A 26,401-nucleotide genomic window follows, 5' to 3' on the forward strand; every position below is an offset into this window, starting at 1 on the left:
GGAGTTCACCATGGCTGCCTTCAGCTCCCTCGGCTACGTCCGCGTCCGCATCGCCGATGTCGCGGCGTGGCGCGAATTCGCCTTCGACACCCTCGGTTTCGCCGAGGGCTCGGGCCCCAATCCGGACTCGGTCTACCTGCGCACCGACGAGCACACCTACCGCCTGGAACTGGTGCCGGGTGAGCGCGACGAGGTCATCGCCGTCGGCTGGCAGGTCGCGGACCGCCGCTCGCTGCACCTGGTGCGCGAGATCCTGGAGAAGGCGGGCGTCGCGGTGACCGCGCTGAGCCTCGAGGAATCGGCGAATCGTCATGTCGAGGAGGCGATCAGCTTCGTCGATCCGGCCGGGTTCACCATCGAGGTGTTCCACGGACCGCTGCTCGACCACAGCCCCGTGCTGACCCGCTACGGCGCCCGGTTCGTCAACGGCGACCTGGGCCTGGGGCACGTGGTGCTGCCGGTGCCCGACATCGAGGCCGCGCGGCAGTTCTACACCGAGGTACTGGATTTCAGCTCGCGCGGCTCGTTCCGCGTCGGACCGCCCGCGCACCCCATCTGGATCCGCTTCATGGGCGTCAACCCCCGGCACCACAGCCTCGCGCTCATCCCGGGCAGCCGCCCGGACGGCCCCGGCATCGTGCACATCATGGTCGAGGTCGACTCGCTCGACGATGTCGGCCGGGCCCTGGACCGCGTCACCAAGGCCGGCTACCACCTGTCCTCGACGCTGGGCAGGCACACCAACGACAAGATGATCTCCTTCTACGTGCGCACCCCCGGCAACTGGGACATCGAATTCGGTTGCGAGGGCATGCTGGTCGGCGACGACTATGTCGCGGAGGAGATGACCGCGGACAGCTACTGGGGCCACGAGTGGGCCCGCGGCTGAGCGACCCGACCCCGGCGCCGGAAGGGAACTGACATGCGCGCGGTCGTCATGCGCAATCGCAGGCTCGTCGTCGACGAGATCCCGGAGCCGGTGCCCGGTCCCGGGCAGGTGCTGGTCGAGACCATCGCGTGCGGGATCTGTGGCTCGGACAAACAGGCCCTGGACCACACCGACGACTTCCTGCGGGCCTCGCGGGACAGCGGCGTGCCGACCTTCCTGTTCGACCCGCACCGGGACCTGGTCATGGGCCACGAGCTCGCCGCCCGGGTCATCGGCGCGGGACCGGACACCCCGTTCGTCGAAGGACAGAACGTGGTCGCCCTGCCGTGGGCACTGGACGCGGCCGGCGGCATCCACGGCCTCGGCTTCTCCAACGATTTCCCCGGCGGCTACGGGGAGCGCATGGTGTTGCAGGCCATGGCCCTGGAGCCGATTCCCGATCACGTGCCCGCGCACGTGGCGGCCATGACCGAACCCCTGGCCGTCGGCTTCGGCAACGTGGCGCGCACCGGGATCGGGCCCGACGGCAGCGGCATCGTGATCGGTTGCGGCCCCGTCGGATTGGGCGCGGTCGCGGCGCTGGCCGAACGCGGAGTCGAGCCCATCGTCGCCTCGGATCCGTCGAGGCTGCGCCGCGAGGCCGCCCTGCGCCTGGGCGCGCACCGGGTCGTGGATCCGGCGGTGGAGGATCCGGTGGAGGTGTGGCGGGACCTGGCCGCGCCCGGCCAGAAACTGCACGTCTGGGTGTGCGCCGCGGTGCGCGGGCTGCTGATGGAACTCATGGACAGGGTGCCCCGCGAGACCAGGATCCTGCAGATCGGCGCGGTCATGACCGACGACGTCATCCGGCCCATCGTCGGGATATACAAGGACATCTCGCTCGAGATGTGCATGGTGTACCCGCACGAGGAATACGCCAAGACCCTGCGCCGCATCGCCGAGGGCACGGTGGACGCGGCCTCGCTCATCACCGACGAGGTCGGGCTGGACGGGGTGGCCGGGGCCATCGAGTCCCTGCGCAATCCGGAGGATCACATCCAGATCCTGGTGCGCCCCAACCTCTGAGGGTGCCCGTGGCCCCGCCGGAAGCACCGTGACCGGGATCCGGCGGGACGCGCGAAATCGTCAGTCGGTGAAGGTGATTCGTACCGTCACCGGATCGGACTCCAGAGCGGCGAACATGCCGCGCGCGGCCGGTGCCAGTAGCGGATGCGGGGCGAAGGTGCGCGCGCGGGCCACCACGTCGTCGTCCGGGAGCAGGACGGCGGTGCCGGTGCGCCAGCAATCGCCCTGGCGGACCCGGACTTCGGGGTTCGCCGAGATGTTGAGGCCCCAGCCCGAGCGCATGCCGTGCTGGCAGATGGCCCACGCGCCGTCGGCGTCGAAGAGCATGGAGATCGGAACCCGGCGCGGCTCACCGGATTTGCGGCCGATGGTCTCGATCTCCGCGGCCAGCGTGGTGCGCACGCCGATCCGGTCCAGGGCCCGCACCGCGGGGTTCATGACGTAGCGGCCCAGGGTCCGCTCCCGGCGGAACTTGCGGGCCGCGGCGTTCACGGCGGGTCGCGGCGCGGCCGACCGCTTGCTGCGGAAGGCGTCGAAACCGTTGCGCCGCACGATGAGAACGGCGGTCTTCCAGGGCGAGCGCTCCGGGTCCGGATCGCTGCCCGCGCCGAGCAGATGCAATTGGTCGGTGTGCCACTGCAGATCCAGCGCGCCGTCCAGGGACTTCAGCATGGGATTGGCCCGCAGCCGGGCGGGCAGGCCGAGGGAAATCGCCGGGGGATTCAGCACTTCGGTGCCGTTGGTGAGCAGATCGGCCGCCGCGTTCGGGAACAGGATGGCGGGACGCCCCAGGCCGATGAGGTCGCACTTGCCCTCGGCCAGCGCCTCGGACATCGCCGCGCGGGAACGGAAGCCACCGGTCACCGCGATCGGCACCGCGCCGGCCGCCTGCCGCACCGATTCGGCGTACTCCAGGAAGTACGCCTCCCGGGCCCGGGTGCTGGCCGCGGCGGTCTGCGGGCGATTCAGCATGGCCGGGGAATCGTAGGTGCCGCCGCTGATCTCGATGAGGTCCAGGCCCTCGCTCGACAGCGCCTCCACGACCGCGCGCGATTCGTCCTCGGTGAAACCACCGCGCTGGAAGTCGGCGGAGTTGAGTTTGATGCCGAGCCCGAAGCCCGGGCCGACCGCGGCGCGGATGCTGCGCGCGACCTCGAGCACGAATCGCCTGCGCCGCTCGGGATCTCCGCCCCAGGCGTCGGTGCGCTGATTCGACAGCGGCGACAGGAACTGCGATACCAGGTACCCGTGCGCGCCGTGAATCTGGACGCCGTCGAAGCCCGCGGTCTCGGCGATGCTCGCCGCCACGCCGAAACGTTCGATGATCTCCAGGATCTCGGCTTCGGTCAGCGCGCGCGGGGCCGGGGCGCCCGGGATGCCCATGGCGATGGCCGACGGCGCGACGGTGCGGTTCCGGGTCACCAGCGGATTGGCTTGGCGGCCGGGATGATTGATCTGCATCCAGACCTTGCTGCCGCCGGCCTTGGCCACCTCGGCCCACCGCGTGACCGCCGCCAGATGCCGTTTGTCCTCGAGCGCCACATTGCCCGGCTCACCCTGGTGACGGCTGTCGACCATGACGTTGCCGGTCACGATCAGCCCGTAGCCGCCGGTGCTCCAGCGCGCGTACAGGCGCTCGAGGCGCTCGTCGGGCGCGCAGTCGGTGGTGCCCAGACCCTCGCTCAGCGCCGACTTCATCATGCGGTTCGGCAGCACCTGCCCACTGGCCAGCGGCAGTGGATCGGACAGACCGGGCACTCCGTTGCTGGGAGTTGGCGCGGTGCGGTCCGGGGCCGGCCGCCGGGAGGGTGATGTCGCCATGGCAGGTGCTCCGAATCATCGTCGAAGTGGATTACGCCGGTCTACACTCGGTAGACCAATCGGTATAACGGAAAACGCTAGTACACCGATCGGTATACTGCAAGGAAGGAATCGACCATGGGAGCGCGCGACCGCCTCATCGACAGCGCCATTGCGCTCATGCGCTGCAAAGGCATCGCCGGAACCGGAATCGCCCAGCTCCTGGAGCACAGCGGCATATCGCGCCGCTCGGTCTACCTGAACTTCCCGGGCGGCAAATCCGAGCTGGTGGCCGAGGCGACGCGCACGGCGGGCCAGGCGTCGAGCGCCCTCATGCGCACCGTCACCGCGGGCACGGACCTGGCGACGGTCATCGCGGCCTTCCCGGCCATGTGGCGTGACGCCCTGATCTCGAGCGATTTCACCGCGGGCTGCCCGATAGTCGCTGCCGCCCTCGGCCGCGCCGAATCGCCGGAGGCCGCCGACGTCGCGGGGGAGACCTTCACCGAGTGGGAGGGCATCCTGGCCGATCGGCTCGAAGCCGAGCAGGTCGCGCCCGAGACCGCCCGGACCCTGGCCACGACCATCGTGGCGGCGATCGAGGGCGCGGTGGTCATGTCGCTGGCGTCGCGCACCACCGCGCCGCTGGAGCGGGTGGGCCGGCAATTGGCGGATCTGGTTGCGCTGCATACGGGGAAGGCTCCGACCGCGGCGGCGTGAGATACCCGGTCGGATCGTGCGCGAATACCCCGACGGCGGCGGATTCCGCCGAACAGTGGGATTGTTGCACGATCAGGCCGGGCTCAATGCCCCTTCGATCTGCTCGAACGACGGAATCGCCGCGCTGGCGCCCAATGTCGTGGTGGCCAGCGCCCCCGCCGCGCACGCCCACCGCAGCGCCGTCTCCGGCCCCTCGTGCCAGTGCGCCGCGAGCACGCCCGTGAAGGTGTCCCCGGCTCCCGTGGTGTCCACGACCGCCACCTCGATCCCCGCCTGCGGAAACGTGCGCCCGTCGAGCCCGCGATACACCGCGCCGTCCGCGCCCAGCGTGGTGATCACGTGCGGCACCACGTCCAGGGCCGCCCCGAACTCGGCGGCCTCGCCCTCGTTGACCACCGCGATGTCCACCGCCGCCCAGAGCTCGTCCGAAAGTTCGCGCACCGGAGACGGATTGAGCATCACCAGGCCATCGTTCGCGCGTGCGTGCACCGCCGCCGCCAGCACGGTCTCCACCGGAATCTCCAACTGGCACAGCAGCACATCCGCCTGCGCGATGACCGCCAGATCCGCCTCGCTCAGGTCGGTCATCCGCGAATTGGCCCCGCCCACAACGATGATGCTGTTCTCCCCGCCCCCGTCCACGATGATCGCCGCCACCCCGCTCGGCCCGTCGACCCGCCGCAGCCGCGAAACCCCCACTCCCGCCGCGGCGAGCACGCTTTCGAGGGCCTCCGCGAACACGTCGTCACCCACGGCCCCCACGAACTCCACCGCGCCCCCGCCGCGCCGCGCCGCGATCGCCTGGTTCGAGCCCTTCCCGCCCGGCACGAGCGCGAACGACTCTCCGCTGACGGTTTCCCCGGGCTCCGGCCGCCGCCCGACGGTAGTCACCAGATCCATATTGATGCTGCCCACCACCACGATCCGTGCCATACCCGCACGATAAACGAGCACCGACCGACCCATCGCCCGACTCGCGCGGATTCGGCTCGTCCCGCGACAGGATCGAAGAACCCCCACGCGGCGTACCGAACCGCGCCGGCCGGATCCGGAGTGCGCACCACTGGCCCCGCGGCTGTCCTCCGAGGCTCGAGCGACGCATGACGTCTCGCTGCCGGAGCGAACTCCTCCGGTGTCGCGCCGATTCATCGAGGTCTCGCTGCCGAGAGACCGGGTGCGCGAACAACTCCCCGAGTGGGCCGTGGTGGGAGCGGCAACGCTCACCCACACCTGTCGTACCCCCGCGCCAGAATGCGAGGGTGACCAAGACCGAGCGGCTCTACGCGCTCGCCGAGGAGCTGCGAGCCTACAGCCCGCGGCCGCGGTCGGCGCGGCAGTTGGCGGCGCGACTGGAGGTGACGCCGCGGACGATCGTGCGGGACATCGCGGCGCTGCAGCAGTCGGGGGTGCCGGTGCGGACGATGCCGGGGCGCAACGGGGGCTACGCGCTGGACCGGGGGCGCACGCTGGCGCCGGTGTCGCTGACCGCGACCGAGGCGACCGCGCTGCTGGTCGCGTTGCCGCGCTTGGCCGGAACCCCCTTCGCGCCCGCGGCGCGGTCGGCCGTGCACAAGGTGCTGGGGGTGCTGACCGAGGGGGATCGGGCGGGCGCGGCCGAGCTCAGCGACCGCATCCGGCTGCTGCCGGGGGAGTCGCCGACCGCACCGCCGCAGGTGCTGGAGGCGCTGATCGGCCGCCGGGTGCTGCGGCTCTCGTACACCGACCGGGCGGGTGTCGCGAGTTCGCGCCTGGTGGAGCCGCTCGGGCTCATCGTCGGCGAGCACTGGTACCTCTCGGCGTGGTGCCTGCTGCGCGGCGCGATCCGCGGCTTCCGGCTCGACCGCGTGCTGTCCGCCGAGGTGCTGCCGGATCGGGTGCCCGACAGGGGAATCGACCTGTCGCTCATCTCGACCGGCGACGGCAAGCTCATCGATGTGGCGGCGATCACGGACATACCGTTGTCGCGCACGGACTGAACGCTGAGTGTTGTGCCCCGATACCGGGGCGATCGAACGACACCGGGAGCAGTCATGACCGCCGTATCGACCGAGATCACCACCGCCGACGACTTCGCCGCCGCCTGGACCGAGATGTGGAACAGCGCGCCGGAGCTGGCGAACGACCTGTGCGGCAGCGACTTCCGCATCGCGTTCGGCAGCGGCGAGGGTGCGGGCAAGCATCCCGCCGACGACGTGCGCGGCCCGGCGGCATTCGCCGAATTCCTGCACGCCTACCGGCGCACCCGCACCGGCATCCGCTTCGTCCTCGACGGCCACGCGGTGGGGACCTTCACCCGGAACGGCCCCGCAGCCTTCTCCTGCCGCTGGTACGCCGAACTTCAGGATGGCAACGGCCGCAGCGGAATCGACTTCTTCGAGACCGTCGACGGCAGACTCGTCCGCGTGTGGTCGGTGACCGCCGAACGCCGTTTCCCCTTCTGACGGTCATGGATTCGCTATTCTGCGCCGCCCCCGGTGGATCGGCCGCTGCGCGCCGGTTCCAGCGGCGGCGCGGAGATCGCACAGAAGGTGCGGCATTCCGGCTCGGCTTCCGGGGGCGCGGCGGCCAAGGCGTCGTCCTCGACGGTCAGCACCGTCAGCACGGCCGCGAGCAGCATGAGCGCCACGCACACGAACAACGCGATCCGGAAGCCGTGTTCGAAGTCGGCGGGGTTGTTGTACGCGTCGCCGGTGAGCCCGGCCAGCGGGGGAATGGCCGCCACCGCGAGCAGTCCGGCGGCCCGCGCGACCGCGTTGTTGACCCCGCTCGCCACCCCGGCGTGCCGTTCGTCGGCGCTGGCCAGCACCGTGGCGGTGAGCGGCGCCACCGCGAGGGTGAGCCCCAGGCCGAAGACGATCGCGGCGGGCAGCACGGTGCCCACGTAAGAGGTGTGCTCGCTGACGCGCGTCATGAGCAGCATGCCCGCCGCGGCCAGCAGCACGCCGATGGTGATAGGCCATCGGGGTCCGACCTTCTGCGCGAGCGCCCCCGCCCGCGCGGAGAACAGCAGCATCAGCACGGTGCTGGGCAGCAACGCCGTTCCCGCGGCGATCGGGCTGAACCCGGCCACCACCTGCAGCGTCAGCACCAGCAGGAAGAACACCACCCCCATCGCCCCGTACATGACGAAGGTGACCGCGTTGATCGCCGTGAACTGCCGCGAGGCGAAGACGTCCACCGGCACCATCGGCTGCGGACCGGTCGGCGCGGGCCTGTTCGCGCGGGCCGACCGCCGCCGCTCGACGATCACGAACACCACGCCCGCCACGACGCCGAGCACCGCGCTCCCGAACACCAGCGCCCGATTCGAACCCGCCTCCGGCGCGGTGGTCAGCGCGTAGGTGATGCCCGTCAGGCACAGCGCGGCGGCCACCGCCCCCAGCACGTCGAACTTCCCGTGCGACCCCGTATCCCGCGTCTCGGGCACATGCCGCACCGCCACCAGCACCACCACGATCGCCAGCGGCACGTTCAGCAGGAACACCCACCGCCACCCCGCGTACTCCACGAGCCACCCGCCCACGAACGGCCCGATGGCCCCGGCTACCCCGCCCAGCCCCGACCACGCGCCGACCGCGGGGGCCCGATCCCGCGGCGCGAACGACGCCTGAATGATCGCCAGCGATCCCGGCGTCAGCAGCGCCCCGCCCACCCCCTGCAGCGCCCGGGCCGCGATCAGCATCTCGACGTTCTGCGCGGCTCCGCACAGCGCGGACGCCACCGCGAACCACACCACCCCGATCACGAACACCCGCCGCCGGCCGAACCGGTCCCCGAGCGCCCCGCCCAGCAGGATCAATCCGGCCAGTGTCAGCGAATACGCGTTGACCGTCCACTGCAATCCGGCCATCGAGGCCCCGAACTCGGCCCCGATCCGGGGCAGCGCCACGTTCACCACCGTGGCGTCGAGCATCGCCATGCCCGACCCCAGGACGGTGGCCAGCAGAACCCAACGGCCGGCGGCGGACGACAACCGGATGCTCGCGGTCATGAGGTCACGGTAACCGGCGAGCCGGTTCCCTCCCGCCGGGAGAAATCCCGGGCGAGCCGCGAGACGCGATGGCCGCCCCCGGGGCGCAACTCGGTCGGAGGCCGTCGGTGAGCGACACGGAGCCATCCCTGCCGAGTGCGGGGGCGGATTCCCGCTGTGGTCGAGCGGATCCAGGCTCGAGCCCGCGGACCCCCGGCGCACTCGACGTGAGTGTCCCGGGGGTTCGCGGGGTTCGCCGCCGGCGCCTTACAGCGGCCGGTCGGTGGGGATGTTGATCCAGCTGGGCGCGGCCGGGTCCAGCACCAGATGCTGTGGGCGCAGCTCGGATTCGATGAGCAGGGCCGGGATCAGCATGCCCTTGGGGAAATTCGAGGCGTAGACGTCGACGCGCAGGCGATGACCGGGCCGCAGGACGGCATCGGTTGCGGCCAGGGCGATGTCGAGGGTCGCGGCCTCCCCGGGGACCGTCGGCTGCCGGGTTTCCAGGGTCAGGAAGTGATAGGGATCGGTGTAGTCGCCGTTGGCCGAGCGTTCGCTCCTGCTCTCGTCGATCGCGCGCAGCGACGAGGTGAGCTGACCCGAGGTCAGCACGGTGGAGGTGCCGTCGGGCGCGACGTCGTTCACGGTCGCGGTCCAGTACCCGTCCGTGGCGTCGTGCACCGTGTTCAGGTGCAGCGCAATCGGTCCGGAGATCCGGGTGGCCTCGGCCACCGGGGCGCCGGTGAAGGTCAGCGCGGCCGTCTCGGCGATCCGCGAGTCCTTGGCGCAGGCGTCGATCACCGACAGCGCCCCGGCGGTGATCTGCGCGGAGTCGCGGGAGCACAGGGTGGACAGCCCCGGGGCGACGGTCAACCGTGCCGGTCCGGGTACGTCGGCGCGCAGCGACCCGTCGTGCACCACCTGCCCGGTCGTACCGCTGGGATCCGCCGACAGGTACATCCGGCGGTGTTCGGCCGTGGCCGTCGGGAACGAGCTGTCGCTCACCCAGCCCGCGCCCTGCTGCGCCAGTGTGACCGGCCCGAAGCCGTCGATGCCGTTGTCGATTCCCTTGAGCCACCTGTCGAACCACGCGCGCTGCAACACGTCCAGGCGCGGCGGCGCACCCGGCGTACCCAGTCCCGATCCCGCGGTGACGTGGTACCAGTCGCCCATGAGCAACTGCTTCTGCCCCGGCGGCAGCGGAATCTCGTTGTAGATCTGCGGTTCGGTGTAGGCGAAGATGTCGTGCCAGCCGCCGACCACGAACGTGGGCACCCGGATGTTCTCGGGCCGGCCGAACAGTCCGCTGCGGAACGGCCCCTCGGCATCGAGGAAGGTGCGCAGATGCGGCGGGATCGCGTCCACCGACGGCACGAACAGCGCCTGAATCATCAAGTCCAGGTACGTGAACGGGCTCGCCACCCGATCGGCCAGCCACTTCCAGTCGAGTCGACCGGTCGCGGCCGCGGTCAGATCCGGAATCAGCTTCGAGAAATCGATGGCCGACACCCACAGCGGCAGGAAGCCGACCCCGACGCCGCCACCGGGAGCCGCGGTGTCGCGCAACAGATCCGCGCCCGGCACCACCGGGAAGATCGCCTTCAGCGCCGACGGCTGTTTGTCCGCGGCCTGCACCTGATTGATCGCCGAGTACGACACCCCGGACATGCCGATGGATCCGTTCGACCACGGCTGACTCGCGGTCCACTCCAGCACCTCGAGGGTGTCCTGCTGTTCCCGCGCCCCGAACGCCTCCCAAATCCCTTGGGAGAAACCGGTTCCGCGCACATCCACCACGACCTGGGTGTACCCGCTCTGCAGCAGCTTCCGGTCCACGGCGAAGTTGCGGGTGATCCCACCGGACAGCGTCCGCACCAGATCGCCGACGCCCGAGGCCGGGGTGCCGTTCAGATCGAACAGGTCGAAGCGGTTCATGACCGAGACGAAAGCGTCGAACAGCAGCGGCACCGACTGGGCCGAATCCGCCAGCATGGACGCGAGTTTCGTGTACGGCGTGAGGTTGACGATTGTCGGGGTGGGGGTCTCGACGATCCGCCCGGCCCCGTCCATCGGCCGGTACACGTTCGCCTTCAGCACGGTGCCGTCGCTCATGGTCAGCGGCACATCCCAGTCGATGTGCACGCCGGGGTAGAGCGGAGCCTGGTCGTAGGTGGCGTTCCAGTCCGGAGCGCCCGCGACGGGATCGATGCCCTCCGCCGTCGATATGGGTGTGGCGAGCGCGCCCACCACGGTCGCGGCCACTGCCGCCACGGCCAACCGCATCGCGGCGCCGCTGATTCTCCTCATGGCGTCGATCCGCCCCTTCATGGCTTTCCGAGACCGTCGTGCCCCTGCCGGCCCGGATAGAAACTGTTGCGTACCCAACTGTCGGGGCTCACTGTAACCGGGCTCACTTCCGCGGACAAGGCCGCTACAGTGCAGACATGGCAATCGCAGCGCAGGTGTCGCGAGATCGACTGCGGCCCGGTCCGAGTGCCTTGACCCGCGAGCAGGTGCTCGCCTCCCAGCAGGGCCGTCTCGCCCTGGCCGTACTGCACGCGGTGGCCGAATCGGGCTACCCGGCCACCACGGTCGCCGACATCACCAAGCACGCGCAGGTCTCGCGCCGCACCTTCTACGAGCTGTTCGCCGGCAAGGAGGAGTGCTTCGCGTACGCCTTCGACATCGCCATGGAACTGCTGCAGAACCAGCTCGGCACGGCCCTGGAAGCGCACGCGCAGGCCGACTGGCAGCACCTGATCCGCCGCTCCCTCGAGTCCTACCTGGCCATCCTCGCCGCCGAACCGGCCGCCGCCCGCGCCCTGCACATCGAGGCCCTGGCCGCCGGGCCCGCCTTCGCCGAGCGTCGCCATCGCATGAAGAAGGTGTTCGCCGACCGCATGATTCGCGCGCACGCCCTGGGCGTGGAACGCGGCGAACTCACCGGCACGCCGTCGCCGGGCGTGGTGGACCTGCTCATCGGCGGCATCGAGGACCGCATCCGGGACTGCCTGGAGACCGCGGGCCCCGCCCGCCTCCCGGCCCTGGCCCCGGACCTGAGCATCGCGGCGATCGCGCTGCTGCGGGCTCCCGCCGAGTAATCCGCCCACCCGCCGCACCGGGGATCCGGGGACTGCGGCGGTCTGCCCCAAGTCGGCGAAAGCCCGCCCCGGCCCGGTCAGTACGCTGTACCCATGACAGCTTCGACCGCCACCGAACTGGACAACGTTCGCGAGGTGGTGCACGCCGCCGCACGCCGGGCCCGGGTGGCCTCGCGCGCGCTCGCCCAGCTCACCACCGCGCAGAAGGACGCCGCGCTGCACGCCGCCGCCGACGCCCTGCTGGCCGCCAAGGATCGACTGCTCATCGCCAACGGCGAGGACATCGAGCTCGCCGCGGCCGGGGGCACCCCGGAAGCGCAGCTCGATCGCCTGCGCCTGACCGCGGCCCGCGTCGACGGCATCGCCTCGGGGCTGCGGCAGGTGGCCGGGCTGCCGGATCCGGTCGGTGACGTGGTGCGCGGTTCGACGCTGCCCAACGGCCTGGAGATTCGCCAGGTGCGGGTCCCGCTCGGGGTGGTCGGCATGGTCTACGAGGCGCGGCCGAACGTCACCGTCGACGCCTTCGGGCTCACGCTCAAGTCCGGCAACGCGGCGCTGCTGCGCGGTTCGTCCTCCGCGGTGCGCTCGAACGCCGCGCTGGTCGAGGTGCTGCGCGAAGCGCTTGCCGCGCAGGGCCTTCCGGCCGATTCGGTGCAGCTGCTGCCCGCCGACGACCGCTCCAGCGTGACCCACCTGATCCAGGCCCGCGGGCTGGTGGACGTGGTCATCCCGCGCGGCGGCGCCGGGCTCATCAACGCCGTCGTGCGCGACGCGCTGGTGCCCACCATCGAGACCGGCACCGGCAACTGCCACGTCTTCGTGCACCGGAACGCGGATCTCGATATGGCCGAGAGCATTCTGCTCAACGCCAAGACCCGTCGCCCGAGCGTGTGTAATACCGCCGAGACCGTGCTCGTCGACGCGGCCATCGCCGAGACCGCCGTCCCCCGGCTGCTCGCGGCCCTGGACGGCGCGGGCGTCACCGTTCACGGCGACCTGCCCGGGCTGGTGCCCGCCACCGAGACCGACTGGGCCGACGAATACCTGTCCCTGGACATCGCTTTGAAGGTCGTCGACGACCTGGACGCGGCCGTCGAGCACATCAACCACTGGGGCACCGGCCACACCGAGGCCATCGTCACCGGTGATCTGAAAGCCGCGCGCGAGTTCACCACCCAGGTCGACGCCGCCGCGGTCATGGTCAACGCATCCACCGCCTTCACCGACGGCGAGCAGTTCGGCTTCGGCGCGGAGATCGGCATCTCCACCCAGAAGCTGCACGCCCGCGGCCCCATGGGCCTGCCGGAACTGACCTCCACCAAATGGATCGTGTGGGGCGACGGCCAGATCCGGCCCGTCTGAACACTTTCGAAGAAAGGGCAGCTCCCGTGGCTCCTACAGCAGCACCGATTCAGGAGCCGATCTTCTCGTCGGTCGACGATGTGATCGAGCGCCTGGCCGGCACCGGCTATCTCGCCGACAAGGCCACCGCCACGTCGGTTTTCCTCGCGGATCGGCTCGGCAAGCCTCTGCTCATCGAGGGTCCGGCCGGCGTCGGCAAGACCGAGCTGTCCAAGGCCGTGGCCCAGGTCGCGGGCGCGGAACTGGTGCGCCTGCAGTGCTACGAGGGCGTGGACGAGGCGCGCGCGCTCTACGAGTGGAATCACGCCAAGCAGATCCTGCGGATCCAGGCGTCCTCGGAGAACGACTGGGCGGAAACGAAATCCGACGTCTTCACCGAGGAATTCCTGCTCTCGCGCCCGCTGCTGACCGCCATCCGGCGCAGTGATCCGACCGTGCTGCTCATCGACGAGACCGACAAGGCCGACGTCGAGATCGAGGGCCTGCTGCTGGAGATCCTGAGCGACTTCTCGGTCACCGTGCCGGAATTGGGGACGATCACCGCGACCCGCAAGCCGTTCGTGGTGCTCACCTCCAACGCCACCCGCGAGCTGTCCGAGGCGTTGAAGCGCCGCTGCCTGTACCTGCACATCGACTTCCCGGACGAGGATCTCGAGCGCCGCATCCTGGCCAGCCGAGTGCCCGAGCTCAAGCCCGCGGTCGCCGCCCAGCTGGTGCGGGTGGTGCACGTGCTGCGCGGCATGCAGCTCAAGAAGCTGCCCTCGGTGGCGGAGACCATCGACTGGGCGCGCACGCTGATCGCGCTGGGCGCCAAGGATCTCGACGACAAGACCGTGCGCGCCACGCTCGGCGTGGTGCTCAAGCATCAGGCCGATCACCTGCGCGCCCAGTCCGAGCTGAAGCTGGCCTGAGGCCATGAGCGGCGGTTCCAGCTCGTCCCGCGGCTTCGTCTCCGCGGCCGTGCGCGCGGTCACCGGCGGGGGAGCGCCCGCGCCGCGCCCGGCCACCACGGTGCCGGGCCCGACCGCCGAGCACGGGTTCTCCGGGCACCTGGTGGGTTTCGTGGAAGCGCTGCGCGCCAGGGGAATTCCGGTCGGGCCGTCCGAAACGGTCGATGCCGCACAGGTGCTCACCGTGCTGGACCTGATGGACCGGGAGGCGGTGCGCGAGGGGCTCGCCTGTGCGCTGCTGCGCCGGACCACCCAGCGCGCCACCTACGACGGGCTCTTCGACCTGTGGTTCCCGGCGGCGCTGGGCGAACGCATCGGGGCGGCCGAGGTCGAGATCCCCTACAAGCCCGATGGTTCGGTGAACATCATCGAGCTGCGGCAGATGCTGGCCGAGCTGCTGATGCAGGAGCCCTCGCCGGAGCAGGAGCAGCAGCTCCAGGCGCTGGCCGCGCAGATGGTCGAGCAGATGGGGCAGTACCAGGCCGCCGGCGGGCCGTCGTTCTCCAGCTATCAGACGCTCAAGGATCTGCAGCCCGAACTGCTGGTGGCCAAACTGCTGGCCGGGCTCGCGGCGGGAATGGACAGCTCCGACTTCGACACCGAGGTCGCCCGGCGCACCGCGCGCCAGCGCATCAAGTCGTTCCGGGGCACCGTGGAGGCCGAGACCCGGCGTCGCGTCGCCGAGCGCATCGGGCGCGAGCGGGTCGCCAATTACGGTGTGGCCCGCCAGGCCGAGGACGCGGACTTCCTGCGCATCTCCCAGAACGAGCTCGACGATCTGCGGCGCAGCAGTCAGCGGCTGGCGCGGATCCTGGCCTCGCGCTTGGCTTCCCGGCGGCGCAAGGCACGACGCGGGGAGATCGACCTGCGCAAGACGCTGCGCAAGTCCATGTCGACCGGTGGCGTTCCGGTCAACCTGGTGACCCGCAAGCCGCGCCCGGGCCGCCCGGATCTCGTGCTGGTGTGCGATATCTCGGGTTCGGTGGCGGGATTCTCCAGCTTCACCATGGTGCTGGTGAACGCGCTGCGCGAACAGTTCTCCCGCGTACGGATCTTCGCCTTCGTGGATCGGGTGGACGAGGTCACCCAGCTGTTCGACGCCACCACCCCGCTGGATCAGATCACCCGGCGCATCTTCACCGAGGCGCACGTGGTCGGCATCGAGGGCCACTCCGATTACGGTTCGGCCCTGGAGGGTTTCGCGGAGCAGTTCCCCGACGCGGTCACCAGCCGCACCTCGCTGCTCATCCTCGGCGACGCCCGCACCAACTATCGCGATCCGGCGCTGGACACCCTGCGCCAACTGGTCGGCGTCGCCAAGCACGCCTACTGGCTCAACCCCGAGGCCGAGAAGATGTGGGGTACCGGCGATTCGGCCGCCAAGAAGTACGCCGACATCATCGAGATGCACGAGTGCCGTTCGGCCCGCCAGCTCACCGCCGTGGTCGGCCGCCTACTGCCCATCTGATTCGAGGAGCGCGCCATGGATGTACTCGCCTACTGCCTGGCCAAACCCGGTGCGTGGCAGGACGAACCGTGGGAGGGAGACATCGTCGCGAAGGTCGGCGACAAGATCTTCGCCTTCCTCGGCAACGGTGACTCGATCGGGCTCCAGTGCGGAACCCGGGCCGAGGCGGACGAGTTGATCGCGGTGTACCCCGAGGATGTGTCGGTGTCGGCCTACATCGGGCGGTACGGCTGGAACAGCATCGCGCTCGGCGGGAAGATCCCCGAGGACGAACTGCGGGAACTGATCGACGCGTCGTACGAGACCATCGTCGCCAAATTGCCGAAAGCCAAGCGGCCCAAGGTATGAGCGGGCCCGTACCGCACGGGTGTTCCGCACGGTACGGGCCTCGATCGGTTCGGGGCGTTACTTCGACGCGGCGGCCGAGCGCCGCCGGCGCAGCGTCCGCTCGTAATCCTCGAAGCGAGCCTTGGCGATGACGGAGCGGTCCGGGGTGCGCAGCACGATGCCCTCCGGGCGTCCGCCCGCCTTATCGTCCAGCCCGCATCGGGTTTCGGGCAATTGCGCGGCGAGGAAGTCGCGCGTCGCGTCGAGATCCCGGGGCAGGTCCGCGGCATCGAGGGTGAACAGGCGCGGGGTCGGCTCGACCCCGGCGCGCGCCGCGGCGGCGGTCAGTTCGGTCTCGTCCACGAACGACTGACCGCCCGCCTCGCGCCAGGCGGAGATCTCCTTGACCGGGCGCGTGAACAGCTCGGCGTAGTCGTGCAGCACCGCCACGTCGAACAGCCGGTAGCCGACCGTCAGGGTGCCGGTGTACTGCTTGCTCGCCGCGGTCACCTTGCCGCCGTAGGTTTCCAGGAAGTACACCCGCACCGCGTCGCCCGGGGCGTCGAGGGCGCCGGCGACGTCGCGCAGCGCGGCCACGATGCCCTGCGCGGGGTTTCCGATCAGATCGCCCTTGGCACACAGCAGTTCCTCGCGGCTACCGAGCAGCCAGGTGCCGTCGGGCAGGCAGATGACGCGGGAGTTGGATCCGTCGACCTTCTCCGTGCCGATGACGGGTCCGTCGAACTCGGTGACGGCGTCGGTCAGCGCGCCGCGTTCACCGAGGCGGTGATAGGTCGCGATCGAGGGGTACTTGGTCGCACTGTTGATCACCTCTAGGTCGGCCGTGCGCAGATCGAACGTCATCGCGGTATCGTGCGCGCCACCCGCGACCGCTGTCCACTCATTTCGGACTCGCCGAATCGGGCCATCACGGCATTTGTCATGAGAGTGTTGACCCCGTTGACTTTTCGACGGAAAGATCCCACCGCATGAGCCCACACCCGTCCCCGCCCGCTCCGCCGAGCCCGCGCAGTGCGCTGCTGCCGAACGGATTGGGCACCGGACAGCCGACGCCCCCCTCGTCGAGCTCCAAACTGCGCATGGCGCTCGCCGCCGCGACCTTGGCGTTCGTGAGCCTGCTCGGCATTCTGCTCGGCATCTCCGCCCTGGAAGCCGACGACGACGCCACGGTCGCGATCCCCACCACGACCACGACGGTGGCGAGCGCGCCGATCCCGGTGATTCCCACGGTGCCGACCACCACCGAGGCGGTCACGTTCCCCGGTTGGAGCGAGGTCTACACGGATCGGGCCCTGAGCATCCCCGCCGCGACGACCGCGTGCGCCCAGTCCGGCGTCGATTTCGACCTCCCCGCCGGCCAGCCCACGACGACCCGCGACACCGACCTGTCCGTGAAGATCGGCTGCGGCGGCGCTCTGACGACCGGCGCCGGCCAGGCCCTGGGCCTGTCGGTCTCCGGCCCCACCCCCGAGGGCTGCCGCACCGACGCCCTCGAACAGCCGATGCCGAAGACGACCGACCTCCTGCCCGCCGGCGCCGAGTACTGCGCGATCACGAGCAAGAACGCCGTCGTCTACTTCCGCGTGACCGCCGACGTCCCCGACGACACCCACCTCCGCGAACTGACCGCCACCCTCTGGACCCGCGAGCCCTGAGCGACCCCAAGTGGTCCGACCCTGTCGGACCCCGAAAGTAGCCTGTAGCCAGGGAATCTCGAGTTCGACCGTCCGGCGACGGCCGACCGGCCGACGAGCGTCGAAAACGGATCGACGGGGCGGGCGCGATATCCCTACCGTGTCCCCATGTGCTTCTACCCGAACACGTCGCACTGGGTGTGCCTGGGATGCCGCGTGTCGTTCAAACATCCGACGGGGCGGCTGTGGGCGCGGTGCCCGGAGTGCCGGGGCGGGATGACCAACGCCGGACCGCATCTCGAGGTGCCGCGCAAGGCCGACCGGGCCGGGTGGCGAGTCCTCGCGACGGTGCTCGAGTCGGGGCTGACATTTCACGGCGGGTGCTGCGGCACCGGTCCCGGGTATCGGCCGCGGACGTCGCGTGAGGTCCGTGAGCGCGTGTACCTCGCACGGCGGGAGGGTATTTCGGTCGGGGAGGCGCTGGCGTTGTTCGATCCGACGACATTCGACCGGCGGCCGGGTGTGGGCGGGCGTTGACGCGGTGGCCTTGCTCGGACCAATAAACGGTCGATTCGGTGCGGCCGGCTGCGTAGCCTGCGGGTATGGGGTTTCATCCGTGTAAGTCGCATTGGGTGTGTTTGGGGTGCCGGGTCTCGTACAAGATGCCGGGGTATCGAGAGCCCGCGGTGTGTCCGCAGTGCCGGGCGGGGTTGATCAATGCCGGTGAGCAGCTCGCGGTTCCGCGTAAGTCGTATACGGCCGGGTGGCGTGTGCTCGCCATCGTGCTCGGGGCGGGACTGACGTTCCGCGCGGGCTGCTGCGGGACGGGGCCGGGATATCGGCCGCGGACGTTGGCGGAGGTTCGGGAGCGCGTGAACCTCGCCGAGCGCACCGGGATGCCGATCGGGGTCGCACTCGCGCTGGCAGATCCGGCGGGCGTCGACGGGCGGTCGCGATTCGGGCAGCGGGTGGGGCGGGGATGACGTACGAGGCGACGATCCTGGCCACCGCCGGACAGCACACGCTGGTGCAATGGGAGGGTCGGCGGTTTCCCGGCGTCACCATTCAGGGGGATTCGCTGAGCATTCTGGTCGACGCCGCCGAGGAAGCCGAGGCGGAACTCGCGCGGGGGAACACGGAGGACGCGGGGTTCGCGCTGGCGGAGGTGCGGGAGGCGCTGACCGACATGCAGCGGGCGTACGAGGCGATGATGGCCTCGGTGGGGAAGGATTTGCCTTACCAGCGGTGACGACCGGGGTCCATGTCGTTCCGGCATAGTGGGTGCCGATCGCTGCGCGAGACATTCCAAGGGGGCGGAAGTTGTGGTGGGAGAGTTCGATTCGGAGCGTGGGCGGGTACTGGCCCGGCCGAGTGGTGGGCCGAGGGGGTCGCTCGCGACGTTTGTCGTGTGGCCCGCCATCGAGCCCAGGTTGTATGTAGACCGGCTGCGACAGCTGATTTCGGGGGCGTTGACGATCGCGGAACTCGATTTCGCGGGCGAGTCAGCGTCTTTCGAGGGGTTGCCGCCGTGGTTCGTGGAGCGGGACGAGATCGCTTTCATCGCCGACCGCAGGTACTCGGAGGCGCGCGCCGAGGAGCCCTGGACGATCCGGGAGTGGATTTCCTGTTTCGCGCCCGGACTGCGCCGCTGGTCCTGGTGGGACATGACGGTTCGTGCGAACGGAACGGTCGCGGTGTGGGTGGATATCGCTGGGGACGAGCACATTCCGTGTGAGGAGCTGTGGTGGGCGCTCTACATCTGCGGAGCCGAGACGGTCGAACCGTTGACGCTCGAACTGCCCGAGGCGTGGCAGGCGGAGACCCTCGGAACGTAATGGCTTGGGGCCGCAAGGCTTACAGCAGCGTCCCCTCGGCCAGATGGGCCAGGTAGGTGTCCACCACGTCGGCGGGGGAGGTCTCACCCGTCGTCGCGGCCCAGTGCTCGGTGGCCAGGCGGACTGCGGTGTTCGCCATCGCCGCGGTGAGCGCCACGGAGATGTCGGTGGCCGAGCGGTTCGTGCGCGTCGCGATGATGGGGATCAGCCGGGTTTCCGCGTCCTGCTGGACTCGCAGCCACGTGGACCGCAGGGCGGGAAGCTCGGTGACCGCGCGCAGCACGGGGTGCAGGAGGGTGTCGGGGATGCCCGCCTCGGTGAGCGCGTGGGCGGTCGCGGAGCGATAGGACCTGGCGAGCGCGTCGCGCAGCGGCAGATCCGGGGGACAGGCAGCGAGTTCATCGGCCCAGGCCGTCGTTCCCGCTGCCAGCAGGGGTGCGACCACGTCCTCCTTGGCGGGGAAATAGCGGTAGAACGTGCGCAGTCCCATGCCCGCGGCGGCGGCGATCTCCTCGACGGTGGTTGCGGCGTAGCCGTTTTCGGCGAAGAGTCGGGCGGCGACCAGGGCGACCTGGCGGCGGGTGGCCGCGCGGCGGGTTTCGCTGAGGGCGGGACGCCCGGGGCCGGGCGTGGCCGTGGTTCGGTCGCTGGTCACAGGCGCACTCTACAGAGCGGGAAAGATTTAGTGGCGCGGTGTGCCATTTATGGCATATCGTGTCACTAAAGCACTCACCGTCGAGGAAGAGATCTCATGAACCGTCTCGAACAGCGCCGCATCCTGGTCACCGGCGCGGGCTCCGGCATCGGCCAGGCCACCGCACTTCGTCTGCTGTCCGAGGGCGCAATCGTCGTCGGCGCGGACGTCAACGTGGAAGGTCTGGAGCTGACCCACAAGACCGCCACCGAAGCCGGCACCGGCGAGCGTTTCACCGCCCTGGAGCTGAACATCGCCGACGAGGCCAACGTCGTCGCGGGCGTCAAGAGCGCCGTCGACACCCTCGGCGGCCTGGACGCACTGGTCAACGCCGCGGGCATCCTGCGCGCCGCCCACACCCACGAGACCTCCCTGGATCTGTGGAACCAGATCATCACCGTCAACCTGACCGGCACCTTCCTGGTGATCCGCGAAGCCCTGCCCGCCCTGCTGGCCAACCCCAGCTCCACGATCGTGAACTTCAGCTCCACCTCTGCGAACTTCGCGCACCCCTACATGGCCGCCTACTCCGCCAGCAAGGGCGGGATCCAGACCCTCACCCACGTCCTGGCTCTCGAATACGGCAAGCGCGGCCTGCGCGCGGTGAGCGTCGCCCCCGGCGGCATCAAGTCCGGCATCACCGACGCGACTCCCGGCTACCTGCCCCAGGATTCGGACTGGTCCCTTTTCCAGCGCCTCATCGCGATTGTCCCGCAGGACAATCCCGCCGAGATGGCGAGCCCGGAGAACGTCGCGGGCGTGATCGCGATGCTCGTCTCGGACGACGGCCGCTTCATCAGCGGGACGGAGATCCGCATCGACGGCGGCGCGCACACGTAGTCGCTCAGGTAGCGAAAGTCACTCGCTCCCCGACGTTCTCGATGGTGTACTCGACCTCTGGACCGTCGGGGCTCGTCTTGCTCGCGTGGTCTCATCCGTCATGACGGCACAGTCGGGGAAGTCAGACAGCTGTGGTTCAGAGCGGCGCGCCTTCGAGACCGTCGACAGTAGCTCGACGGGTCGGATGCGGGCAGCCGAACCGGCTGTGAAAAAGGGGGATTCGGTGGTTCATGTTCGGATCGCGTGGGTTGTGGTCGCGGTGGTCGCCGCTGCGCTCGGGGTGCTCGCGGCGAGCAGTTCGATGATGCAGATCACCTCGTGTGAGCTGGGGTTGTTGCCCTCGGAAGGAATTGCCACGGGGGCAGAGTGCGAGCAGCGCATCGCCGAGTTCTACGGCGGCAAAGCAGTATTCATCCTGGCGCTGCCGGTGCTGCTGTGCGTGCTCTCGGCTATCGCCCCGCACCGCTGGATATCAGCGTTGTCGGCTGTGACCATCCTCGGCTGCGTTGCCGCCGCGTTCGTCGCTCCCGTTCCGGCGAACGAGCCGCCACCAGTGATCGTCGCGTATGTCTTCTATCTGCCCGCAGCTGTGCTCGCTATCCTGCTGACCGGATACCAGGCGATGCTGGGTGTGGGCGGGCTCGCCGACCCGGAGCCATCGTGAGTATGCGGGCACACGGCAGCGCACACACGCAATCCGCACCCCGGTTCGGGATTCCGCAGGGTTTATCCCGATCCGGGCGGTAGTTCGTCCAGTCGCTGTCGCTCGTCCCGGTGCGCTCGTTCCACCTCGTCGCGCCATGCCGACTCGCCGAACCATCGCTCGCCTCCCGGGCCCGCGATCTCAGTTCGCTGGAAGTCGTGAACCCGATCCCCGTGCCGCCACCGTGCTCGGTCGACGAGACCCTGATCGACCTTCGGGTAGCGAACGATGGCGGGCGCTCGGATAGCCGGGCTCTCGCGCCGCTCGACGGCGGCGGCGCTCAACAGGGTCTGCTGCCAGGTACGGCAATCGTCGATCCGGAACCCGATGCGGCCGCGACAGCGCGCGCACGCGACGTTGGCTCCACCGGAGCCGACGATGCCCAAGCAGGCCTGATCATCGGCGGTGTCGATGATCAGAACAGTGTCGCGGGTATCCCCGGGATGCAGAACATAGTGCACGCCTTCGGGTCCCAGGTAGCTCCGGCCGTCCGATCGGCGGACAGTGCTCGGCGGATAGGTGTTGACGGCGAACGCACCCGGTATGAGCCGCGCGGGCAACGGCTCCCAGATTCCGTGCGGAAGGCATGGCAGTTCATCGTCCCCGCGCCAGCGGACCTCGCGGAGCGGGATGCTCAGCGGCGTGTCACAGCCGGCACATACGAAAACCCACACCTCGCCACCATCGGCCAAGCGTCTCGCGGCCGCAACCGAGTATCCGGCTCCTCATCGAATCCCCGGAAGTTTTCCTTCCGCGCCTCGGCGCTCTTGTAGCGAGGCGGCGAGCCGAATAGCGGGCAGGGCGGCCTCAGTCAACGGCCCCGGACTCAGAATTCCAGTTCGGTCCAGGGAATGTGGATCGGGAACGGGTGATCGAAGTCGATGCCGTCGACTGCATCGGTCCATTCGCCCGCGACGATGTAGTTGGCCGGGCGCAGGGGTGCGACGCCGTCCGGTAGTAGCCCGTGGCTGGTTTCGAGGCCGTACACGCGAACCACCTTGATGCGGCGGGGGTTTCGGCCGAGGATCACCTCCCAGTACCAGGGGATGCCGGCGGCCGCGTAGCGGGCCTTCTTGGCCTCGACATCGCGTTCGGTGTTCGAGGGGGACAGCACCTCACCGGCGAGCAGGACATCGGACGCGCGGATGTCCTGGTACTCCTGGTCGAGGCAGCGGTAGACGAGGAAGTCCGGGGTCACGAAGTCGGATTTGCCTGTCTTGCCGAAGAAGACGTTGGTTTCGACGGATGCGCGCCAGCAGTCGTCGAGGCGTTCGGTCATCGCCGCACGGGCGCACCGGCGCAGGGCATTCCGGAACTCGACCAGGCAATCCTGATGTTCCGCGGGCCCACGACGGACCCACACCACGCGACCCGCCCACAGTTCGATCTGCCCGGCGATCTCGTCCGGCAGCTCTTCGAGTTGCTCCCAGCTCATGAACTCCGGGAGATCCGGCTTCTCCGCGTGCGGGATCGACATACGGGTCATGGTACCGAGGTCAGGCCGTTCACCAGCGGCTTCCGGTCGCGCGCGACCCCGCGGCCGTGCGTCACGGAAGATGCCGTCCGCTGCGGAAAACCCCGCGAGCCCGGACCATTGGCCGCTCGTTAGGGAACCGTTGGCGGGTGGCCCGACAGTTGTCACAACGCCGGGAACAGCCCGGCAGCCTGCGACTTCGGAGAGCGACATGGGGCAGCGTAAGACAGTTCATCTTCTACTCGCCATGGTGCTGGCGGCGCTCACCATGGGCGCGGTCAGCGTGGTGGCCAGGGGTGAGGCGGTGGTCGGATTTCGGTCGAGCACCTACACCCTCGAGGGACACCACTACAAGGTCGACGTACCGCGATTCGACATCGACGGGGTCGACGGGTCCTACCTGCAGGCCCGGGACGTCTTCAACCGCTCGGTGCGGCGCGCGGCCGACATCTACATCGCGCGGGCGGGGGACCACGTGGACGTCAAGACCGGGACGAACTACGTCTACACCAATCAGCAGGTGCTCAGCACCAAGTTCTCGGTGAGCATCTACGCCGAGGGCGCGGCGCACCCGTACGAGGACTTCATCACCCACAACACCCGGACCGAGACCGGCAAGGCCCTCGTGCTGCGGGACCTGTTCAAGGACGTGAACAGCGGCCTCGCGGTCCTGAAGGACCAGGCCGTGACCCTGGTGCCCCAGGCCACCCACGGCGAGCCCTACTACAAGGACGCCCTGCTCCCCAAGGAAGACAACTACCGGCACTGGGCCGTGGCCAAGGACGGCCTGCGGATCTACTTCGGCGAGATCGCCTCGCACGCCGCCGGAAACATCATGATCACCATCCCGTGGCAGGCCCTGAACAACGTCCTGAAGCCCGAGATGAAGGCCGCCCTCACCGCCTGACCCACCCACAACCGAAAATGACAACCGCCGGGACGACGTTCCGGCGGTTGCCCCCGGTAAGCTCGCTATTCGTGCATACGACAGGGCGCCGCAAGCTAGGGGTGATGGGCGGCACCTTCGACCCCATCCACCATGGGCATCTGGTTGCCGCGAGCGAGGTCGCCAACACCCTCGAACTCGACGAGGTCATCTTCGTCCCGACCGGGCAGCCGTGGCAGAAGGCGGACCGGCTGGTGAGCTCGGCCGAAGACCGATATCTGATGACCGTCATCGCCACCGCGTCGAACCCGAGCTTCTCCGTCAGCCGGACCGACATCGAGCGCGGCAAGAAGACCTACACCATCGACACCCTGCGTGAGCTGCGCGAACAGTATCCGGACGCGGATCTGTACTTCATCACCGGAGCCGACGCGCTGGCCAGCATCCTCACCTGGCAGGATTGGTCGGAACTGTTCGAACTGGCGAAATTCGTCGGGGTCAGCCGTCCGGGGTACGAATTGAACATCGACCACCTGGCCGACTATCTCCGTGATCACCCCGCCGACGCCGTAACCATGATCGAGATCCCCGCCCTCGCCATCTCTTCGAGCGAATGCCGGCGGCGAGCGAGCGAGGGCCGGCCGGTGTGGTACCTCGTCCCGGATGGCGTCGTGCAGTACATATCGAAGCGGCACCTCTACGTGCCGCACAGCAATGGGAAGGTGGCGGCAGGGTGAGCGCATCAGTCGAAGCGGTCAAGATGGCGACGGTGGCGGCATTGGCGGCCGATGAGAAGCTGGCCGCGGAAGTCGTCGTGCTCGACGTCTCCGAGCAGCTCGTGATCACGGACTGCTTCGTGATCGCGTCCGCGCCGAACGAGCGCCAGGTCAACGCCATCGTCGACAACGTCGAGGACAAGCTGCGCGACGCCGGGTACAAGCCGGTGCGCCGCGAGGGCACCCGCGAAGGTCGTTGGGCGCTGCTGGATTACGTCGACATCGTGATCCACATCCAGCACAACGACGAACGCGACTTCTACGGCCTGGAGCGGCTGTGGAAGGACTGCCCGCAGATTCCGATCGAGGGCATCGAAGCGCAGCGCGCCAAGGTCGAGGCCGACGCGAACGACGAGGCCGGAGACGAGTAGTGAGCAGTAAACTCGCCGGCGTCCGCCGGCTGATCCTGTTGCGCCACGGGCAGACCGAATGGAACGCCACCGACCGCATGCAGGGCCAGATCGACACCGAACTCAGTGAACTGGGCCGCCGTCAGGCCAAGGACTGCGCCCCCGACATGGCCACCAGCGATGTCATCCACATCGTCTCCTCGGATCTGCGGCGCGCGCACGACACCGCGCTCGCCGTCGCCGATCACGCCGGCCTGCCGGTGGTGACCGACACCCGGCTGCGCGAAACCGATCTCGGGCAGTGGGAGGGCATGACCCACCACGAGGTCGACTCGCTGTATCCCGGTGCGCGCAAGGAATGGCGCATGGATCCGACCTTCACCCCGCCCGGCGGCGAATCCAAGCTCCAGGTCGGCGCCCGTGCGCTGCCGGTGGTGCACGAGTTCTTCACCGAGCGCCAGGACTGGCCCGGCCGTACGATCGTGCTCGTCGCGCACGGCGGCCTGATCGCGGCACTGACCGCGGCGATCCTGGACCTGCCGCCCGTGAACTGGCCCGCCCTGGGTGGACTGGCCAACACCAGCTGGGTGCAGTTGACCAGCCACGGTCCGAGCATGGACCGGCCCGGCTGGCGGCTCGATGTGTGGAACGCGGTCGCGAAGGTAGCCCCCGATGTCCTCTGATACCGCCGGTGAACGGCAAGTCTCCGACGAACTGCTGCGCCAGGCGTCGGAGGTGACCAACGTCAGGCAGGCGCCGGACGCGCTGTTCGGCGGCGCGACCGACCCGGAACCCGACACCGCGGCCCGGCCGGTGCTCCTGGTGATCGGCGACTCGCTGTCCTATTTCGGGCCCAAGGGCGGGCTGGCCGCGGACCATCCCCGCATCTGGCCCAATCTCGTTGCGGCCGAACTCGGCTGGGACGTGGAGCTGGTCGCGCGGATCGGCTGGACCTGCCGCGACGCGTACTGGGCGCTGATCGGCGACCCGCGCGTGTGGGCGAGCGTGCCGCGCGCCGGCGCGGTGGTCTTCGCGACCGCCGGAATGGATTCGCTGCCTTCGCCTTTGCCGACCGCCCTGCGTGAGCTGATCCGCTACGTGCGGCCCGCCACCGCCCGGCGCCGGGTGCGCGAGGCGTACAACTGGTTGCAGCCCAAGCTTTCTCCGCTGGGCTGGCCGGTGGCGCTGCCGCCCGCGGTGAGCGTCGACTACCTCGAGCAGTCGCGCGACGCGCTGGCCGGACTGCGGCCGGAGCTGCCGATGATCGCGGTGCTGCCGTCGGTGCACAAGTGCGACGCGTACGCGCGCGTGCACACCGGGCGCGAGCCCATGGTGCGGGCCGTGAGCGACTGGGCGCGCGACAGGTCGATTCCGCTGGTCGACCTCGGCGAAGCCGTGCGGGACAACGTCTTCCACGGCGAGGCCAACCCCGACGGCATCCACTGGGGCTGGGAGGGGCACAGCGCCGTCGCCCGGGCCATGGTGAAGGTGCTGTCCGAGGTCGCGGTGCGCGAGGGCAAGACCGCATGAGGAAGG

General features: G+C 69.5%; 28 protein-coding genes. 20 read left to right on the forward strand and 8 right to left on the reverse strand.

Features of this window, described 5'->3' with window-relative positions; all coding sequences use genetic code 11:
* The first annotated feature begins 10 nt into the window (after window positions 1-10).
* Together ACWIGI_RS16450 and ACWIGI_RS16455 are read left to right on the forward strand one after the other, a co-directional pair.
* Complete coding sequence (locus tag ACWIGI_RS16450; RefSeq protein WP_454203230.1) at window positions 11-889, forward strand: VOC family protein; 879 nt, start codon at window positions 11-13, stop codon at window positions 887-889.
* 33 nt (window positions 890-922) lie between these two features.
* A complete protein-coding gene (locus ACWIGI_RS16455; RefSeq protein WP_454203231.1) occupies window positions 923-1,954 on the forward strand; it encodes a zinc-binding dehydrogenase in 1,032 nt (343 codons plus the stop codon).
* Window positions 1,955-2,014: 60 nt separating this feature from the next.
* Here the strand turns inward: ACWIGI_RS16455 and ACWIGI_RS16460 are convergent, their stop codons facing one another.
* Window positions 2,015-3,775 (reverse strand): nitroreductase family deazaflavin-dependent oxidoreductase, encoded by a 1,761-nt coding sequence (locus tag ACWIGI_RS16460; RefSeq protein ID WP_454203232.1) that lies wholly within the window; start codon window positions 3,773-3,775, stop codon window positions 2,015-2,017.
* A 117-nt stretch (window positions 3,776-3,892) separates the two neighbouring features.
* On the opposite strand from ACWIGI_RS16460, the gene ACWIGI_RS16465 reads away from it, so the two are divergent.
* The gene (locus tag ACWIGI_RS16465; protein WP_454203233.1) at window positions 3,893-4,474 is read left to right on the forward strand and encodes a TetR/AcrR family transcriptional regulator; all 582 of its coding nucleotides are present in this window, start codon (window positions 3,893-3,895) and stop codon (window positions 4,472-4,474) included.
* A gap of 72 nt (window positions 4,475-4,546) precedes the next feature.
* On the opposite strand, the gene ACWIGI_RS16470 is transcribed toward ACWIGI_RS16465, so the two are convergent.
* Window positions 4,547-5,407, reverse strand: a complete 861-nt coding sequence (locus tag ACWIGI_RS16470) for a ribokinase (protein ID WP_454203234.1) — start codon at window positions 5,405-5,407, stop codon at window positions 4,547-4,549.
* Window positions 5,408-5,733: 326 nt separating this feature from the next.
* Between ACWIGI_RS16470 and ACWIGI_RS16475 the strand changes: the two genes are divergently transcribed.
* Together ACWIGI_RS16475 and ACWIGI_RS16480 are read left to right on the forward strand one after the other, a co-directional pair.
* A complete protein-coding gene (locus tag ACWIGI_RS16475; RefSeq protein WP_454203235.1) occupies window positions 5,734-6,450 on the forward strand; it encodes a helix-turn-helix transcriptional regulator in 717 nt (238 codons plus the stop codon).
* A gap of 54 nt (window positions 6,451-6,504) precedes the next feature.
* Complete coding sequence (locus ACWIGI_RS16480) at window positions 6,505-6,915, forward strand: hypothetical protein (protein WP_454203236.1); 411 nt, start codon at window positions 6,505-6,507, stop codon at window positions 6,913-6,915.
* Window positions 6,916-6,929: 14 nt separating this feature from the next.
* Here the strand turns inward: ACWIGI_RS16480 and ACWIGI_RS16485 are convergent, their stop codons facing one another.
* Window positions 6,930-8,465, reverse strand: coding sequence for an MFS transporter (locus ACWIGI_RS16485; RefSeq protein ID WP_454203237.1), 1,536 nt, complete (start codon window positions 8,463-8,465; stop codon window positions 6,930-6,932).
* A 246-nt stretch (window positions 8,466-8,711) separates the two neighbouring features.
* Window positions 8,712-10,751, reverse strand: coding sequence for a CocE/NonD family hydrolase (locus ACWIGI_RS16490; RefSeq protein ID WP_454203238.1), 2,040 nt, complete (start codon window positions 10,749-10,751; stop codon window positions 8,712-8,714).
* A gap of 137 nt (window positions 10,752-10,888) precedes the next feature.
* Between ACWIGI_RS16490 and ACWIGI_RS16495 the strand changes: the two genes are divergently transcribed.
* The 5 genes from ACWIGI_RS16495 (at window position 10,889) to ACWIGI_RS16515 (ending at window position 15,673) form a co-directional block, all read left to right on the forward strand.
* Entirely contained in the window at window positions 10,889-11,545 is a 657-nt protein-coding gene (locus tag ACWIGI_RS16495) for a TetR/AcrR family transcriptional regulator (RefSeq protein WP_454203239.1), read from the forward strand.
* 93 nt (window positions 11,546-11,638) lie between these two features.
* A complete protein-coding gene (locus tag ACWIGI_RS16500; protein ID WP_454203240.1) occupies window positions 11,639-12,907 on the forward strand; it encodes a glutamate-5-semialdehyde dehydrogenase in 1,269 nt (422 codons plus the stop codon).
* Window positions 12,908-12,933: 26 nt separating this feature from the next.
* The gene (locus ACWIGI_RS16505; RefSeq protein ID WP_454203241.1) at window positions 12,934-13,818 is read left to right on the forward strand and encodes an AAA family ATPase; all 885 of its coding nucleotides are present in this window, start codon (window positions 12,934-12,936) and stop codon (window positions 13,816-13,818) included.
* A 4-nt stretch (window positions 13,819-13,822) separates the two neighbouring features.
* Window positions 13,823-15,325: a vWA domain-containing protein gene (locus ACWIGI_RS16510; protein WP_454203242.1), complete on the forward strand. Its 1,503-nt coding sequence runs from the start codon at window positions 13,823-13,825 to the stop codon at window positions 15,323-15,325.
* 15 nt (window positions 15,326-15,340) lie between these two features.
* The gene (locus ACWIGI_RS16515) at window positions 15,341-15,673 is read left to right on the forward strand and encodes an MmcQ/YjbR family DNA-binding protein (protein WP_454203243.1); all 333 of its coding nucleotides are present in this window, start codon (window positions 15,341-15,343) and stop codon (window positions 15,671-15,673) included.
* Window positions 15,674-15,730: 57 nt separating this feature from the next.
* Here the strand turns inward: ACWIGI_RS16515 and ACWIGI_RS16520 are convergent, their stop codons facing one another.
* On the reverse strand, window positions 15,731-16,516 hold the full coding sequence (locus ACWIGI_RS16520; RefSeq protein WP_454203244.1) for an RNA ligase family protein: 786 nt from the start codon (window positions 16,514-16,516) through the stop codon (window positions 15,731-15,733).
* Window positions 16,517-16,641: 125 nt separating this feature from the next.
* On the opposite strand from ACWIGI_RS16520, the gene ACWIGI_RS16525 reads away from it, so the two are divergent.
* The 3 genes from ACWIGI_RS16525 to ACWIGI_RS16535 all read left to right on the forward strand — a co-directional run bounded on the left by ACWIGI_RS16525 (window position 16,642) and on the right by ACWIGI_RS16535 (window position 19,142).
* Window positions 16,642-17,328: a hypothetical protein gene (locus tag ACWIGI_RS16525; RefSeq protein ID WP_454203245.1), complete on the forward strand. Its 687-nt coding sequence runs from the start codon at window positions 16,642-16,644 to the stop codon at window positions 17,326-17,328.
* Between the two features lie 958 nt (window positions 17,329-18,286).
* Window positions 18,287-18,556: a DUF6959 family protein gene (locus ACWIGI_RS16530; protein ID WP_454203246.1), complete on the forward strand. Its 270-nt coding sequence runs from the start codon at window positions 18,287-18,289 to the stop codon at window positions 18,554-18,556.
* Between the two features lie 220 nt (window positions 18,557-18,776).
* Complete coding sequence (locus tag ACWIGI_RS16535; protein ID WP_454203247.1) at window positions 18,777-19,142, forward strand: hypothetical protein; 366 nt, start codon at window positions 18,777-18,779, stop codon at window positions 19,140-19,142.
* A gap of 19 nt (window positions 19,143-19,161) precedes the next feature.
* Here the strand turns inward: ACWIGI_RS16535 and ACWIGI_RS16540 are convergent, their stop codons facing one another.
* A complete protein-coding gene (locus ACWIGI_RS16540; RefSeq protein ID WP_454203248.1) occupies window positions 19,162-19,797 on the reverse strand; it encodes a TetR family transcriptional regulator in 636 nt (211 codons plus the stop codon).
* A 96-nt stretch (window positions 19,798-19,893) separates the two neighbouring features.
* On the opposite strand from ACWIGI_RS16540, the gene ACWIGI_RS16545 reads away from it, so the two are divergent.
* Complete coding sequence (locus ACWIGI_RS16545; RefSeq protein WP_454203249.1) at window positions 19,894-20,676, forward strand: SDR family NAD(P)-dependent oxidoreductase; 783 nt, start codon at window positions 19,894-19,896, stop codon at window positions 20,674-20,676.
* A 100-nt stretch (window positions 20,677-20,776) separates the two neighbouring features.
* Entirely contained in the window at window positions 20,777-21,340 is a 564-nt protein-coding gene (locus ACWIGI_RS16550) for a hypothetical protein (RefSeq protein ID WP_454203250.1), read from the forward strand.
* Window positions 21,341-21,402: 62 nt separating this feature from the next.
* Here the strand turns inward: ACWIGI_RS16550 and ACWIGI_RS16555 are convergent, their stop codons facing one another.
* Both ACWIGI_RS16555 and ACWIGI_RS16560 read right to left on the reverse strand, forming a co-directional pair.
* Window positions 21,403-21,840, reverse strand: a complete 438-nt coding sequence (locus tag ACWIGI_RS16555) for a hypothetical protein (protein ID WP_454203251.1) — start codon at window positions 21,838-21,840, stop codon at window positions 21,403-21,405.
* Between the two features lie 365 nt (window positions 21,841-22,205).
* Window positions 22,206-22,856 (reverse strand): Uma2 family endonuclease, encoded by a 651-nt coding sequence (locus ACWIGI_RS16560; protein ID WP_454203252.1) that lies wholly within the window; start codon window positions 22,854-22,856, stop codon window positions 22,206-22,208.
* A 208-nt stretch (window positions 22,857-23,064) separates the two neighbouring features.
* Here ACWIGI_RS16560 and ACWIGI_RS16565 point away from each other — a divergent pair, with 208 nt between their 5' ends.
* The 5 genes from ACWIGI_RS16565 (at window position 23,065) to octT (ending at window position 26,395) form a co-directional block, all read left to right on the forward strand.
* Window positions 23,065-23,760 (forward strand): RsiV family protein, encoded by a 696-nt coding sequence (locus ACWIGI_RS16565; protein ID WP_454203253.1) that lies wholly within the window; start codon window positions 23,065-23,067, stop codon window positions 23,758-23,760.
* Window positions 23,761-23,831: 71 nt separating this feature from the next.
* A complete protein-coding gene (gene nadD / locus ACWIGI_RS16570) occupies window positions 23,832-24,476 on the forward strand; it encodes a nicotinate-nucleotide adenylyltransferase (protein ID WP_454203254.1) in 645 nt (214 codons plus the stop codon).
* Window positions 24,473-24,886, forward strand: a complete 414-nt coding sequence (gene rsfS / locus ACWIGI_RS16575) for a ribosome silencing factor (RefSeq protein WP_454203255.1) — start codon at window positions 24,473-24,475, stop codon at window positions 24,884-24,886. Before nadD ends, rsfS begins: the two co-directional genes overlap by 4 nt.
* Window positions 24,886-25,548: a histidine phosphatase family protein gene (locus tag ACWIGI_RS16580; protein WP_454203256.1), complete on the forward strand. Its 663-nt coding sequence runs from the start codon at window positions 24,886-24,888 to the stop codon at window positions 25,546-25,548. Before rsfS ends, ACWIGI_RS16580 begins: the two co-directional genes overlap by 1 nt.
* Window positions 25,538-26,395, forward strand: a complete 858-nt coding sequence (gene octT / locus ACWIGI_RS16585; RefSeq protein ID WP_454203257.1) for a diglucosylglycerate octanoyltransferase — start codon at window positions 25,538-25,540, stop codon at window positions 26,393-26,395. The genes ACWIGI_RS16580 and octT overlap by 11 nt, the downstream gene beginning before the upstream one ends.
* Window positions 26,396-26,401 lie beyond the last annotated feature (6 nt).

It is taken from the genome of Nocardia sp. NPDC055321 (assembly GCF_053645575.1).

Coding starts and splice junctions, on each gene's coding strand:
- ACWIGI_RS16450 (WP_454203230.1), top strand. CDS start 11: ATGGCTGCCTTCAGCTCCCTCGGCTACGTCCGCGTCCGCATCGCCGAT.
- ACWIGI_RS16455 (WP_454203231.1), top strand. CDS start 923: ATGCGCGCGGTCGTCATGCGCAATCGCAGGCTCGTCGTCGACGAGATC.
- ACWIGI_RS16460 (WP_454203232.1), bottom strand. CDS start 3,775: ATGGCGACATCACCCTCCCGGCGGCCGGCCCCGGACCGCACCGCGCCA.
- ACWIGI_RS16465 (WP_454203233.1), top strand. CDS start 3,893: ATGGGAGCGCGCGACCGCCTCATCGACAGCGCCATTGCGCTCATGCGC.
- ACWIGI_RS16470 (WP_454203234.1), bottom strand. CDS start 5,407: ATGGCACGGATCGTGGTGGTGGGCAGCATCAATATGGATCTGGTGACT.
- ACWIGI_RS16480 (WP_454203236.1), top strand. CDS start 6,505: ATGACCGCCGTATCGACCGAGATCACCACCGCCGACGACTTCGCCGCC.
- ACWIGI_RS16485 (WP_454203237.1), bottom strand. CDS start 8,465: ATGACCGCGAGCATCCGGTTGTCGTCCGCCGCCGGCCGTTGGGTTCTG.
- ACWIGI_RS16490 (WP_454203238.1), bottom strand. CDS start 10,751: ATGAGGAGAATCAGCGGCGCCGCGATGCGGTTGGCCGTGGCGGCAGTG.
- ACWIGI_RS16495 (WP_454203239.1), top strand. CDS start 10,889: ATGGCAATCGCAGCGCAGGTGTCGCGAGATCGACTGCGGCCCGGTCCG.
- ACWIGI_RS16500 (WP_454203240.1), top strand. CDS start 11,639: ATGACAGCTTCGACCGCCACCGAACTGGACAACGTTCGCGAGGTGGTG.
- ACWIGI_RS16510 (WP_454203242.1), top strand. CDS start 13,823: ATGAGCGGCGGTTCCAGCTCGTCCCGCGGCTTCGTCTCCGCGGCCGTG.
- ACWIGI_RS16515 (WP_454203243.1), top strand. CDS start 15,341: ATGGATGTACTCGCCTACTGCCTGGCCAAACCCGGTGCGTGGCAGGAC.
- ACWIGI_RS16520 (WP_454203244.1), bottom strand. CDS start 16,516: ATGACGTTCGATCTGCGCACGGCCGACCTAGAGGTGATCAACAGTGCG.
- ACWIGI_RS16525 (WP_454203245.1), top strand. CDS start 16,642: ATGAGCCCACACCCGTCCCCGCCCGCTCCGCCGAGCCCGCGCAGTGCG.
- ACWIGI_RS16530 (WP_454203246.1), top strand. CDS start 18,287: ATGACGTACGAGGCGACGATCCTGGCCACCGCCGGACAGCACACGCTG.
- ACWIGI_RS16545 (WP_454203249.1), top strand. CDS start 19,894: ATGAACCGTCTCGAACAGCGCCGCATCCTGGTCACCGGCGCGGGCTCC.
- ACWIGI_RS16550 (WP_454203250.1), top strand. CDS start 20,777: ATGACGGCACAGTCGGGGAAGTCAGACAGCTGTGGTTCAGAGCGGCGC.
- ACWIGI_RS16560 (WP_454203252.1), bottom strand. CDS start 22,856: ATGTCGATCCCGCACGCGGAGAAGCCGGATCTCCCGGAGTTCATGAGC.
- ACWIGI_RS16565 (WP_454203253.1), top strand. CDS start 23,065: ATGGGGCAGCGTAAGACAGTTCATCTTCTACTCGCCATGGTGCTGGCG.
- octT (WP_454203257.1), top strand. CDS start 25,538: ATGTCCTCTGATACCGCCGGTGAACGGCAAGTCTCCGACGAACTGCTG.